10 protein-coding genes and 1 pseudogene are annotated in these 12,641 nt (G+C 60.2%); 7 read left to right on the top strand and 4 right to left on the bottom strand.

All coding sequences use genetic code 11. The features are described 5' to 3' along the window. The first annotated feature begins 129 nt into the window (after positions 1 to 129). Genes ccmI through IVB13_RS04865 form a run of 4 tightly spaced genes read left to right on the top strand, consistent with a single transcriptional unit; the run spans position 130 to position 4,210 of the window. Positions 130 to 1,239 carry a c-type cytochrome biogenesis protein CcmI gene (ccmI, locus tag IVB13_RS04880; RefSeq protein WP_247334973.1) on the top strand — a complete coding sequence of 370 codons (1,110 nt, stop codon included), beginning with the start codon at positions 130 to 132 and terminating at the stop codon, positions 1,237 to 1,239. A 3-nt stretch (positions 1,240 to 1,242) separates the two neighbouring features. Further along, positions 1,243 to 1,740, top strand: coding sequence for a cytochrome c maturation protein CcmE (ccmE, locus tag IVB13_RS04875; protein WP_247296406.1), 498 nt, complete (start codon positions 1,243 to 1,245; stop codon positions 1,738 to 1,740). After that, entirely contained in the window at positions 1,737 to 3,737 is a 2,001-nt protein-coding gene (locus tag IVB13_RS04870; RefSeq protein ID WP_247383959.1) for a heme lyase CcmF/NrfE family subunit, read from the top strand. The genes ccmE and IVB13_RS04870 overlap by 4 nt, the downstream gene beginning before the upstream one ends. After that, positions 3,734 to 4,210 carry a cytochrome c-type biogenesis protein gene (locus IVB13_RS04865; RefSeq protein WP_247296402.1) on the top strand — a complete coding sequence of 159 codons (477 nt, stop codon included), beginning with the start codon at positions 3,734 to 3,736 and terminating at the stop codon, positions 4,208 to 4,210. Before IVB13_RS04870 ends, IVB13_RS04865 begins: the two co-directional genes overlap by 4 nt. A 96-nt stretch (positions 4,211 to 4,306) precedes the next feature. Here IVB13_RS04865 and ccmB read toward each other — a convergent pair whose 3' ends face one another. The 3 genes from ccmB to hemA all read right to left on the bottom strand — a co-directional run bounded on the left by ccmB (position 4,307) and on the right by hemA (position 7,567). After that, positions 4,307 to 4,969 (bottom strand): heme exporter protein CcmB, encoded by a 663-nt coding sequence (gene ccmB / locus IVB13_RS04860; RefSeq protein WP_247296399.1) that lies wholly within the window; start codon positions 4,967 to 4,969, stop codon positions 4,307 to 4,309. A 130-nt stretch (positions 4,970 to 5,099) separates the two neighbouring features. Further along, on the bottom strand, positions 5,100 to 5,726 hold the full coding sequence (gene ccmA, locus IVB13_RS04855; RefSeq protein ID WP_247296397.1) for a heme ABC exporter ATP-binding protein CcmA: 627 nt from the start codon (positions 5,724 to 5,726) through the stop codon (positions 5,100 to 5,102). 482 nt (positions 5,727 to 6,208) lie between these two features. Beyond that, on the bottom strand, positions 6,209 to 7,567 hold the full coding sequence (gene hemA, locus IVB13_RS04850) for a 5-aminolevulinate synthase (protein ID WP_247334963.1): 1,359 nt from the start codon (positions 7,565 to 7,567) through the stop codon (positions 6,209 to 6,211). Positions 7,568 to 9,027: 1,460 nt separating this feature from the next. Here hemA and IVB13_RS04845 point away from each other — a divergent pair. From IVB13_RS04845 to IVB13_RS04835, 3 genes are all read left to right on the top strand, one after another. Then, complete coding sequence (locus tag IVB13_RS04845; protein ID WP_085385711.1) at positions 9,028 to 9,702, top strand: cytochrome P460 family protein; 675 nt, start codon at positions 9,028 to 9,030, stop codon at positions 9,700 to 9,702. A gap of 11 nt (positions 9,703 to 9,713) precedes the next feature. Further along, entirely contained in the window at positions 9,714 to 10,283 is a 570-nt protein-coding gene (locus tag IVB13_RS04840) for a cytochrome P460 family protein (RefSeq protein WP_247296392.1), read from the top strand. A 132-nt stretch (positions 10,284 to 10,415) separates the two neighbouring features. After that, positions 10,416 to 11,465 (top strand): hypothetical protein, encoded by a 1,050-nt coding sequence (locus IVB13_RS04835; RefSeq protein ID WP_247334936.1) that lies wholly within the window; start codon positions 10,416 to 10,418, stop codon positions 11,463 to 11,465. Positions 11,466 to 11,687: 222 nt separating this feature from the next. Here the strand turns inward: IVB13_RS04835 and IVB13_RS04830 are convergent. Next, a pseudogene (locus IVB13_RS04830) lies at positions 11,688 to 11,969 on the bottom strand (IS3 family transposase); the annotation flags it as partial. Positions 11,970 to 12,641: the final 672 nt, after the last annotated feature.

Below are 12,641 nucleotides of genomic sequence, written 5' to 3'. Positions count from 1 at the left end.
ACATCATTCGGGAGTGGCCGATCGGACCATGGGAGCGGCACACATAGAAGCAGTCCGATTTTCAAGCGCGCCGGATACCCGAAAACGTGGTGCGTTACGGATTGGCGAATACGGACGGAGGCCTTGAACATGCTCTGGGCCGTCTTCGCAATGATGACGTTTGCAATCGTGCTGGCGCTGGCCCGGTCGCTCTCCGAGCGGCGTGAGAGCTTTGGCGGTCACGATTCCGACGTGGCCTTCTATCGCGGCCTTCTGGCCGAGGCGGATGATGACGTCCGCTGCGGACTCGTAGGGCCCGAGGATGCCATGGCCACGCGTGCCGAGATCGGGCGCCGGCTGCTTGCATCACTCGACTCCGCGTCGGAGAGCCGGCCGCATGCGTGGCCGCGCTGGCAGCCGAGACGCACTGCCGCGGCCTTGGCGATCGCCCTAGTGCTGCCACTCGTCGCTCTCGCGTCTTATCTCAAGGTCGGCGCTCCCAACCAGCCTGATATGCCGATCGCATCGAGGCGCACGGGTGAGGACTTCACTCTCGCTGCCGCGATTTCCGAAGTCGAGACGCGTCTGAAGGGCGACCCCAACGATGGCCGCGGATTCCAGGTTGTTGCACCAATTTACCTGCGCATGGGAAGGTTTCAGGATGCGGCGCATGCGTACAGGGCGGCGCTACGGCTGCTCGGCGAAAATGCGGAGGAGCGTGCGTCTCTTGGGCAGGCGCTGACGATGGCTGCCGACGGCGTTGTGACTGCAGAAGCACGCGGTGCCATTGACCAAGCACTCGTGGATGATCCCAAACAGCCTCTGGCCCGATTCTTCCATGCGCTCGCAGTAGAGCAAGATGGCGACACAGATCGGGCGAGACAACTTTGGGAGGCGCTGGAGGCCGATACGCCAGCTGGCGCCCCGTGGATGGATGCCGTCCGCCAACACCTGGATAAGTCTTCTAGGCCAACTCAATCAAAAGCAGAAGCCGGCCGAAGCCGGACTGAAATCGCGGCCCTTCCACCGGAGCAGCGGAGAGACGCGATCCGCGGGATGGTGGGAGGACTGGCCGAGAAGCTTTCGAAGGATGGCCATGACCTTCAGGGATGGCTGCAACTGATTAGGTCCTACGTCGTATTGGGTGAACGCCAGAAAGCCGAGGCGGCCGTCGCAAGTGCGCGCGCCCAGTTAGCAGAAGATGCGCAAGCGCCAGAGCGCATCGATGAACTCGTCAGTCAGCTAGGTTTGAAGAGGTAGACTTTGACCAGAAAGGGCAGGCGCATCGCTATCATCAGCGCAGCAGGCTTCACCTTGGCCATCGCGGTTGGGCTCATCCTGTTTGCGTTGCGTGACAGCATCGTCTTCTTCTACGGGCCGACCGAGATGGCCGAAAAGGCGCCGCCGCGAGGAACCCGTCTGCGCATCGGTGGCCTGGTGAAACCTGGCTCACTTACCTATGGTGGATCGTCGACTGTCGTCTTCGCGGTGACCGACCTGAAGTACGACATCCAGGTCAGCTACACCGGATTGCTGCCGGATCTCTTCCGTGAAGGACAAGGCGTCGTGGCCGAGGGCACGGTGGAGGGACCGGGCGTCTTTCATGCGGATACCGTGTTCGCCAAACACGACGAGCGATACATGCCCAAGGACGTAGCCGACAAACTCAAGCAATCAGGCATTTGGCAGAACGAAAATGCGCGTGGCCGCAATAGCGCGGCCTTCCACGAAACACCACAACGGGACGGACCGAAAGGATGATCGTCGAAACCGGACATTACGCGCTCGCTCTGGCTCTCGCCGTCGCGCTGCTTCAGTCAGTTCTGCCGCTGTGGGGGACCCGCAGTGGCGATTCTGAGCTGACTTCCATTGCGGTCCCAGCTGCAATCACCCAGTTCCTGCTGTTGGGCTATGCCTTCGCGGCCCTGACTTACGCTCATGTGGTGTCCGACTTCAGTCTCGTGACAGTCGCCGAGAACTCGCTCACGACCAAACCACTCGTGTACAAACTCGCCGGCGTCTGGGGCAATCACGAAGGATCCATGCTGCTTTGGGTTCTGATCCTTGCGGCCTTCGGAGCGGCAGTTGCGATTCTTGGGCGCGGCATGGCAAAGGAATTGCGCGCCAATACACTAACGGTCCAAGGCTGGATCTCCTTTGCCTTCCTCTGCTTCATCCTGTTCACCTCCGATCCCTTCGTTCGACGGTTTCCGGCGCCCTTTGAAGGCCAGGATCTCAATCCGCTGCTTCAAGATGCGGGCCTTGCAATACACCCACCGCTCCTCTACCTCGGTTATGTCGGCTCCTCGATCGTGTTCTCGTTCGCGGTGGCGGCGCTGATCAGCGGACGGTTGGACGCCGCTTGGGCCCGCTACGTTCGGCCTTGGATTCTGATTGCCTGGATCTTTCTAACGCTTGGCATAGCCATGGGCTCGTACTGGGCCTATTACACCCTCGGCTGGGGCGGGTTCTGGTTCTGGGATCCGGTCGAAAACGCATCACTCATGCCCTGGCTTGCGGGTACCGCGCTCCTGCATTCGGCCGCCGTTATGGAGAAACGCGAAGCCCTCAAGATCTGGACACTGTTCCTGGCGATACTTACATTCTCGCTATCGCTGCTCGGCACCTTCCTGGTGCGTTCAGGGGTGCTGACCTCCGTTCATTCGTTTGCCAGCGACCCGACGCGCGGCGTCTTCATCCTGATCATCCTGAGCACGTTCATCGGCGGTTCCCTCGCGCTTTATGCTTGGCGTGCGCCTTCCCTGAGCGAACGTGGTCTGTTCGCGCCCGTTTCACGCGAGAGCGCGCTCGCAGTCAACAACCTGCTGCTCACCGCCTGCTGCGCTACGGTCCTGACTGGCACGCTCTATCCGCTCGCGCTTGAGGCTCTGACCGGGGACAAGATTTCGGTCGGTGCACCGTTTTTCAATTTGACCCTCGGTCCGCTACTAGCGTTGATCGTTCTGCTGATGCCGATCGGTCAGTCGCTCGCCTGGAAGCGTGGCGACCTGCTCGGCGCAGCGCAGCGGGCGACGGTTGCAGCCTTGGGGGGCCTCGTGGGCGCACTTGTGCTCGTTGCCGTCATCCGAGGCGGCCCCGTCCTCGCCACGGTTGGCCTCGGCCTCGCCGTCTACCTCATAGTCGGTTCGTTCGCCGATGTGATGTCGCGTATCTGGGCACGTGGGCAGCCTATTCGAGTGATGCTGGCCCGCGCGGTCGGGCTGCCGCGCTCCGCCTGGGGTGCTGCTATCGCTCACGCTGGCCTTGGCGTGACACTTATGGGCTTGGCGGCGACCGGTTGGGGCGTGGAGCGGATCGCGACCGTCAAGCTAGGCCAGGGGATCGATCTCGGGCCTTATCAAGCGACTATCGAAAATCTACAATCGCGGCAGGGCCCGAACTACTCCGAAGTCCTGGCCTACACGGTCATAAGCCGGGGCGGCGCGGCCGTGGCCACCGTCGAGCCCGCCAAGCGCAGTTTTCCCGTACGACAGACTACCGTGAGCGAGGCAGGCATCGTGACGCTGGGTTTTGGCCAGATCTACATTTCGCTTGGGGACCAGCACGCGGATGGTTCGATCGATGCGCGCATGTTTTGGAAGCCGCTTGTGACGGCCATCTGGATAGGCGGCGTCATCATGGCGTTTGGAGGGATCGTGTCGTTGTCTGATAGACGCCTCAGAATCGGCTTCGCGCGCCGCGCGGTTCGCGTCCGCGCCGCAGCTAACCCCGCAGCAGCGCCGCAGGCCGCCGAATGACTCCGCTTCGTCGCATTCTTCTGCTTTCGATCGTGTCCGCAGGCCTCGCGCCTGGCTTGGCCAGGGCGGTGCAGCCAGATGAGGTCCTGCCCAACCCGAACCTTGAGGCGCGCGCGCGCGATATTTCCGCCGGACTGCGCTGCCTGGTTTGCCAAAACCAGTCGATCGACGATTCGAAAGCAGAGTTCGCGCGGGATCTCCGACTGCTGGTGCGCGAACGCCTTAACCTCGGCGAGAGCGACGAGCAGGTCCGCGACTTTCTGGTGGAGCGTTATGGGAACTTTATCCTGCTGAGACCACCGCTCGACTTGGAAACCACCTTCCTCTGGGGAATGCCGGCTTTGGTGCTCGCAGCGGGCGGGATCGCTCTCCTGTTCAGATTGCGACGCCTGCAACCTACGCCGGCGGCGCCCCTGAGCCAAGCCGAGCGGGATCGGCTCGCGGCCTTGTTAGACGCGGATACTCCGCTATAGGCATTGCCCGATGATCAAGTCGTCTTAGCTTGGGAAGCGTGCGGAGTCGTTCCGCGACGGCTCGCTCACAAGCAAACCCTTCGCTGCATCCGCTTGTCATTCTCCCGCCCCGCGAAGTGCCGCGGCTGCAGCGATTGGGGCGAGGGCGACGGATGCAAGTCCCAGAGCGCAGAGAACAAGGAACGGTGTCAGAACGGGCGCTGTGCCACTCTGCGCCGCGGAGACACCGAAGATCAGCACTGGTACGGCTAGCGGTACAACGAGGATCGAAAGCAGAAGACCACCCCGCCGCAGCGTGACGGTAAGCGCTGCACCGATCGCTCCCAGGAAGGTGAAAGTTGGCGTACCCACCAACAAGGTCGCTGCTACCGCCCAGAGCGCCGAGCCGTCCAAGTCCAACATCAGGCCAAACAACGGCGAGAGCAGAACGAGCGGTAGCCCTGTAACAAACCAGTGGGCCATGCACTTCACCAGAACAATGAGTTCTAGCGGCGTCGGCGACAGCAACATCTGGTCCAGCGAACCGTCCTCGTGGTCCGCCTGGAACAGACGGTCAAGGCCCAATAGACTCGCGAGGAGCGCCGCTATCCACAGAATGGCCGGACCGATGCGCGACAGCAAGCGCAGGTCAGGTCCAATCGCGAAAGGCACCACAGTTACGAGACTGAGGAAGAAGACCAGGCCAAGAACTCCGCCTCCGCCGATGCGACGCGCCAGCGTGACGTCGCGAAGAAAAACGACGAGGAGAATACGGATCATGGCCCCCATCCCGCGTCGCCATTGCGTCGAGACCGTTCCGGGGAAATCGGAAAAGCGGCGTGACCTCTTCTCTCCCGACCTTGAGACAGACGGCTATAAGGATGCCGGCCGCGCCTCAGCGGGAAGACACTCACCTCGCTCCGAGCCTGACTTGGATTGTTCCCGGCAGACCGAGTGGTTCGTGGGTGGCGGCGAGCATCAATCCTCCGCTTCCGAGATGGTCCGCGACAATAGTCTTGAGCAAGGCTCGTGCGTGCCGGTCTAGCGCCGTTAGCGGCTCGTCGAGCAGCCATAGAGGGCGATCGGCAACCAGGAGCCGGGCCAATGCGACACGGCGACGCTGCCCCGCGGAGAGATAGCCAACGGGCAGATCGAGAACGTGGGCTAACTCCAGACGCTCCAGCGCGTCTAACGGGGTTAGCCGACCTCGGCCCAAAATTCCCAGGCCGATCTCGAGGTTTTCGCGGGCGGTCAACGCTGATTTCAGCCCGTCGAGATGACCCACGTAGTGGAGGCGCTCTGCCAAGGGCGCTGAATCCATGGCTTCGGACTCCACCAGTGACATGCGACCAGATCCCAATGGCAAGAAACCGGCGATAGCGCGCAAAAGAGTGGATTTGCCCACGCCATTGGGACCCGTCACTTCGGCAAGTTGGCCCGAGCCCAGTTGCAAATACACTCCACCTAACACCACGCGCTCGCCGCGCGCGACGGACAGATCCTCGATCAAGAGATGACACCGCTGCGTGATATCCATTTTTATTTCCGGTTGCCCGTTGTCTCGCTCGGATCGCTTTCGCACTCCGGGTTGGAGGGCTTATCGAAATGAACGATTCTGGATCAGCATGTTCGAACGAAGGGCGGCGCCGTTGGAGAGAACCGCCCAACAGGATGACGAAGGTCAATTCTTCGAGGCTGCCCACCAGAAGAATACGAGCCCTATTGTGATCGTAAGCGGCAAGATCTGCCACGCGATGACCCATGCAACGTAGCAGCGTGATAGAAGGGGTGGATTGGGTCGCATCACATCTTTTAACCGAAAGCGTGTCGAAAAGGGGCGGGTCTCTCCTCAAACGGCCTTCTTTGGCTGGTCCGTCGTCCCAACTTGGCTGCCCCGGCCGCAACCTGGGAGGCGCGAGGCCTTCCCAGCGCGGTCCGCGCCCGCCGGGTAGCCGATGCCCCTCCCATGCACAACGTTGGGGGAGGCGGTTGCGAAGGGGGCGCTCCCAAGCACGGCTCTCAGGCAAGAGAGAGGGCCTCCCAAGTCTCCGCGAGCGCAGCTGCGAGTTCCGCTATGTGGCTATCGCCGTGATATGGCGAGGGCGTGATGCGGAGACGCTCGGTCCCACGGGGAACGGTCGGATAGTTGATCGGCTGGATGTAAATGGCGTGGCGCTCTAGAAGACGATCGGCTGCCGCCTTACACAATTCCGCATCGCCGACAATCACAGGCACGATGTGGGTGTCGGTCGGGAAGACCGGAAGCCCGGCGGCTTTGAGCGCCCGCTTCGTTGCAGCGGCTTGCCGTTGGTGTGCTTCGCGCTCGGCAGACGAGTGCTTCAGGTAACGAACGGACGCACGGGCTGCGGCGGCAATTGGTGGAGGGAGTGCCGTCGTGAAGATGAATCCGGGCGCGAAGCTGCGCACCGCGTCGCAGATCGACCGCGACGCCGCGATATAGCCGCCAACGCAGCCGAATCCCTTGGCAAGGGTACCCTCGATCACGGTCACGCGGTGCATCACGCCATCACGCTCGCTGATCCCGGCACCGTGACCGCCATAGAGGCCAACCGCGTGAACCTCATCGAGGTAGGTCATCGCGCCATACCGGTCCGCGAGGTCGCAGATGGCGCCGATCGGCGCCACATCGCCATCCATCGAGTATACGGACTCGAACACGACAAGCTTGGGGCGGTCTCCTGCCTCGCGCAGCAACGACTCAAGGTGACCGAGATCGTTGTGCCGGAAAATCCGCTTTTCGCAATTTGATTGGCGGACGCCTTCGATAATCGAATTGTGGTTATCTGCATCAGATAAGACCACGCAGCCTGGGATCAGCTTACCGATCGTCGAGATGCTGGCCTGATTCGATACGTACCCGGAGGTAAAGACGAGGCTCGCTTCCTTGCCATGCAGATCAGCGAGCTCGCCCTCCAAATCAACCAAGGGGGAATTATTGCCGGCGATGTTGCGCGTTCCACCCGCTCCTGCGCCGCAGCGGTGTGCCGCCGCGGTCAGTGCACTCACGACTTCCGGGTGCTGTCCCATACCGAGATAGTCATTCGAGCACCAAACCGTGATTTCCCTAACAGTTCCGTCAGACCGGCGCCATTTGGCGGCTGGGAAGCGGCCGGAGATCCGTTCGATGTCGGCGAAGACGCGATAACGTTGCTCCCCGTGCAGGCGCTCAAGACAGCCGTGGAAATGACGCTCGTAAGCTTCGGCCGCACAATTGTGATCGTCCGCAGCGAACGTCCCGTTGGGCGGCGTCAATGCTCGTTCCCCCGGCACTACATCCACGCACAGAAGTCTGCTACTGACGTTTCCGTGTGGCCGATGCCTTGCTTGCCAACTCGCTGGTACGTCCAGATCGTCCATCTCAATCTCTCCTGACCGTCCCTCGACCGTAGCTCATCACGCATTCGCGCTCGTATTAGTTATAGTTTGCATGAGGTCCGGTTATGGTCGGGTGCCGCCTGAGCCAGCTTACAACTGGCCCGCCTGCGTCCATTTCGGAAAACCGCACGCCCGTTCTGGTGCAACTATCAGCAAGGCGGCTTTGCCGTGCTCTCCGTGACAGCGGCTGAATTGCAGAGCGTAGAGACGTGCCTTGCGTGAGGTCCGAATGCATACCTGTTCCACGATGCGGCCCTTTCCATGACGACGGTATGGTCCGCCCTTTGTATGGTGGCAAGCCGATGAGCAACCAGGATCGTGGTGCGTCAGCCGTTGTGCGATCAGCGCCTACTCCAACTCGCTCGTTCCCGAGTCGAGCGTGGAAGCCGCCGTTCACGATCGCGCGGGCGATAGCGAGGCGGTGGCGTTGACCGATTGAGAGAGTCACTCCGCGCCTGCCGACCGACGTGTCGTATCCTTCTGGCGGCGGCGCGTGGTGAAACAATCAGCTGCCGCTTTGGTCACGCCCTGCGCGCCTGGTCGATCAGGCCTCGCGCCGACAAAGCGGATCTGCTCGGCGATGCTGCCGGAGAAGATCCGAGATCCTCAGGCAAGAGGGCGAACTGCCGCCTGAGGTGCTGGGATCTAGCGTCGCGCGGTCAGTTGCGGCGAAGCGGGTCGCATCAACATTCGTTTCCAGCGAAGCGCTTCTGTGCCTTCGTCCTTCGAGGCGTTGCACGATGCGCTCGGCGCGCAGATGCAAACGCCACTAGGGTTACGAGGTTGTCCTGAGCACCGGAAGAGCATCAGTCCAGCGAGATCGGACTACACGGGCCGGATCAGCGAGCTGGGCAATGGTTCGTTGCGCATGGCACTCTATGATGTTGCCCACATCATGCTACCAAGCCGCTCAGGGGCTGTTCACAACTGAAGAGCTGGGCCGGTGCGGATCGCCAACATGAGCAAGGACAAGGTGGGGCTCGCCGGCCGACTAGCGGTGAGCATGCAAGGCATGCTTGCAAAAGCAGGCTCTTGAGCTGGACAGGAAGCGTGAAACAGATCGGGCAGGCTACGCTACCAGGCCTACTCGAAACGAAGTGCTTAAGATGGACGATGGATCACAAGGCCGTACGCTTCGCGGTGAGTAACAATCACGCGGATTAGATTGCCCAAGCGCGATCTCTCCAATCAATCGATTGTCACGCCGGTGACTCCGAATCATTTCGGCAAGCGTTGCGCGTGCGAAACGCTCGTTATCGCCAAACATAGATAGTTCGAGAGGACATCATTCCCGACGGGTATCAATTGCATGCCCCTTCGTTGCTTTCGCACATAGGCACGCACGTTTAATCTGACTTGTGCGCAGTTGATGAGACCGCCTGCGCACGAATGCCGCCCCTACAGCATTCGGTGACATTATAGCTGGTCAGAGGAGAGAGATCATGAGACGCACAGTATTAGCACTATCCGCCGTCCTCGGTGCTAGCGCTATAGCGACCGCAGTCTTCGCACAGCAACCACAGCTACCACCACCCGACGATTGGCACGCCACCGGCCGGTATCTTCCCGAATACACGAAAGATGGCGAGCTTGTTCTGCCAAAGAACTTCCACGAATGGGTTTATGTCGGTTCACCACTGACGCCAAACTTCTTAAACCCCCCTCAAGCAAACTTCCCTGAATTTCACAACGTCTATATCGAGCCTGGTTCTTACGATATCTACAAGAAAACTGGTGTCTTCCCCGAAGGAACAATCTTCGTGAAAGAACTGCAGCTCATGCTGCCCGCCACTCATCCGGACGGTTCGAGAACTGAGCCATCTGGGAAAGGATTCTTCCCGGGCGCCTTCAACGGCGCGGATGTGACGGTCAAGGACAGCGAGAGATATAAGGCAACCGACGGCTGGGGCTACTACAACTTCAACCACCATGAACCCAAGGCAGCCACCGCGAAAGTCCGGCCAATCGAGGAATGCGCCTATTGCCACATTGCGAGTGCGAAACGGGATGACGTATGGACGCAGTTCTACGTGTTGCTCGACCAGGTGCCGGTGCCGCCTGGCCAGAACTCTTCTAAAAAAATGCCGCCCAGCCAGAATCCTTCGATTACAAAGTAGGAAACCCTGTGATGACATTTCTCAGAAGTGCGGCCGTGGCGTCCGCGTCCTTCATCGTAGTTACGGTCGGGTGTCTTGTTTCGCAGCCCGTTGCCAGCCAGCCCGCCCCTGCGCAGGAACAACTTGTTGATGCGGCAGGCAACATGCATATCCCGAAGAACTACCGAACCACCTACGAATTCCTTGGGAGTTGGTCTGTCGCAGGTGACAAAGGCGCTAAGCAAATTCACGTCGTCTACGCTTCGCCCGGAACTGCGGCAAGCTATCGCACAACGGGCGAATTTCCCCAAGGTTCGATCCTGGTGAAGGAGGTTTACGACGCGGCCACTTCGGATATGACGACTGGAACGGTCAGCCATCAAGAACTTCTCAAAGGTTGGTTCATGATGGTGAAGGACAGTAAGAACAGCCACCCCGATAATAAGTTGTGGGGCAACGGCTGGGGCTGGTCTTGGTTCGACGCGGGCGATCCCGTGAAAACGACCTCAACGAACTTTCGCTCAGATTGCCTGGGCTGCCACATCCCAGCCAAGGCGACTGACTGGATCTATGTCCATGGCTATCCCGGACTAAAGAAGTGACGGACCGTTAGCCACGTCCGCTTGGATGTCGTGGGTAATACCAGATGCGTGGGTAATACCAGACTGGATGCAGAAAAAGGTAGGATTATGAAGCACAGTAAAACGTTCAGCAGATGCATTTGTGGATCGATGATGATCTTTCTTCTGTCGTTTTCGGCACCCCAAGGGAGTCTAGCAGCCGGTCCGGTAACCTACAAAAAAATCACAAAGCAATTCCTCACGTCGGGCAAAGTGGACCTTGTACGGGAGGTGGTGACCCTGCCGCTCCATCGCGGCCGTCTTGCCTCGGGAGAAACTGTTTGGTTCGTGCTTACCGACGTAAGTGACTACGCTACTTCGAAAGACATGGGGCTCACATGGGCGCCGAGTCTCGCTAAGGCAAAAGACTTGACGAGCACACGGGTTGCGGAAATGGATGAGTCGGGTAACTTCACGTTCAAATCGGGCCGGGTCGATTTCTCACCGTCACAAACGTTGGTGGGGGGGGAGGCGCCCCATTTTTTTCCGCCTAGGACGGCCCGAGCCGGATCTGTCGGGGATGTGCACTACAGCCCATTGGCTCGGGTGGCTAATCGCAAGGACATTGTCTTCAACGCTCCAGTCATCGCTTTTAATGTCGAGCCCGCGAAAATCGCGTTCTGCAACGGCAGTCCTGATTACTCTGTCGTGACGGACTCCGTGGCGAGCATCTGTCCTGACAAAGGTACCGTTGACTTGAAACTCCGGTTTGGCTTCGCAAACGGCAAACACCTGCGTTATCTTAGTTTTGACGCAAACTCCGAGGAGTCGGCGACCCTCGAGTCGTCCACCTTTGCGCCTGCGGAAAGCGACATTCTTCAGAGCGGCGCGATTGAGGTGATCTATACGATTGTGAACGGCAAGATGGGTGAGAACGATCCGAACCGCCAGGGGCTCGACAGTGCCATCAACGGAGAGGGCCCCTCGCTCGACATCCTCGCGCACTTCAAGGAGATCAGCGCCGGATACTCTCCGATGTGGGACGTACGACTCGCCGAGTGGACCCAGGAGGCTATCTCGAAGGATCAACGGAAACTGATCACAGACGGCGACGATCTCGAAGCAAAAAGTGCGTCAGGTTTGCTGGTGAGTCCTGCGGGCGGACCCGTGAAGACGACGGGGAATCTGGTGAATTGTCCGGTCGTAGGCTTCACCGATGAATAACCTCTTGCCCACATAACTGCCGATTCGCTGCGGCAGCGGCGCGTCTCGCGTCGCCGCTCTGCCCTTGACGTTGCCCCCAAGTTTTTTCAGTTTTGAGTTCGCTCTTGCCGGCGGATTTGCCCGGTTGGGCGGTGCGAGCGACGGGAGCTGGCGCGGAGCCTTTCGGGTAGCGCAGCGCCAGATCCTCGCGCGGGCGGCAGGTCATGGCGAACTCGGACGGGTTCTCCATCCGAGCTGCGAATGCAGGCGGCGTTCGTGAGCAATCGCCCTCAGGCGCTGGCGGCGGTTAGCAGCGTCAGCCTGGGTTGTTTCATATCTCATGGTCATGCGGCAGCAGCCGCTTTACACGCCCGCCGTTCGCTCATCCCGTGAGCATCCACCAGATGTGCGACAGCTTTCCGCTTCCCCGCGAGCGTCACCATTTCCTTCCCAGGAGATCCTTCAATGCCGCATTGTCAACATGGCGTCAGCCAGAAGCCGCTTCAGCTTCGTGTTCGCTTCCTTGTTGCCGTCTCGCGCTTTTCTATGCATTACGCGCGGCCATGGCCCCGCGCCGTCACGCAAGAGCGGCCCCGCAAAAAGGCCTAATTTTACTCACCAACCACGCCGAAGCGCGTGTAAAGCGAGAACGGGTTGGGCATCCACTCTCAGACGTCGTCGAACATCTGCTGCATCCCAGCTTTCGGTAGGGACGCGGATTTGGGCCTAGGTTGCCGTCCATCTCGACCCTTTGCGCTCTGGCTCCGCAGCCGATTTCCAGAGCACCTGGCAAGCGCATGAGCCTCGAAGTAGCTGACGTGCACGACGGACGGGTCGGATCGAACAGTTGAGACTTCAGCGTCATCGTCCTGTGCTGGCCGTTCGGGGTCTGCCACTTACGCGGCCCCGACCAGCCCTTAGGCTGCTCATGTTACATCCGAGCTCGATCAGCTCAGCGACCTCCCCGGCCCGGGAGCAACCAAGTTTGCGACTGCTCGGGTCGACATGCGCGCGCTATTAGATTTCGTCCATTGCCGGCCCGCGTGATCAAGCCGCGCCGAGGACGCTGCAGCCGCGCCTCAGTGTCTCGTACTAGGCATTGAACAGGAATGTGAACCGCTCATCGAATGTAAGCGTCGTTCTCAGGCCACGGCTTTGAGGGATTGCGCGCGATAGGCCCAGGGAAGCAGCTGATCG

The sequence above is a fragment of the Bradyrhizobium sp. 17 genome, from assembly GCF_023073515.1.
Classification (GTDB): Bacteria; Pseudomonadota; Alphaproteobacteria; order Rhizobiales; family Xanthobacteraceae; genus Bradyrhizobium; species Bradyrhizobium canariense_D.
The sequence above is the reverse complement of the archived record's forward strand: the minus strand, read 5'-3'. Positions and strand labels throughout refer to the sequence as shown.

Bases quoted from the DNA above. Each gene is read 5' to 3' on its own strand.
- hemA (WP_247334963.1), bottom strand. From the start codon at position 7,567: ATGGACGATCTGGACGTACCAGCGAGTTGGCAAGCAAGGCATCGGCCA.
- IVB13_RS04845 (WP_085385711.1), top strand. From the start codon at position 9,028: ATGAGACGCACAGTATTAGCACTATCCGCCGTCCTCGGTGCTAGCGCT.
- ccmB (WP_247296399.1), bottom strand. From the start codon at position 4,969: ATGATCCGTATTCTCCTCGTCGTTTTTCTTCGCGACGTCACGCTGGCG.
- IVB13_RS04865 (WP_247296402.1), top strand. From the start codon at position 3,734: ATGACTCCGCTTCGTCGCATTCTTCTGCTTTCGATCGTGTCCGCAGGC.
- ccmI (WP_247334973.1), top strand. From the start codon at position 130: ATGCTCTGGGCCGTCTTCGCAATGATGACGTTTGCAATCGTGCTGGCG.
- ccmA (WP_247296397.1), bottom strand. From the start codon at position 5,726: ATGGATATCACGCAGCGGTGTCATCTCTTGATCGAGGATCTGTCCGTC.
- IVB13_RS04870 (WP_247383959.1), top strand. From the start codon at position 1,737: ATGATCGTCGAAACCGGACATTACGCGCTCGCTCTGGCTCTCGCCGTC.
- IVB13_RS04835 (WP_247334936.1), top strand. From the start codon at position 10,416: ATGATCTTTCTTCTGTCGTTTTCGGCACCCCAAGGGAGTCTAGCAGCC.
- IVB13_RS04840 (WP_247296392.1), top strand. From the start codon at position 9,714: ATGACATTTCTCAGAAGTGCGGCCGTGGCGTCCGCGTCCTTCATCGTA.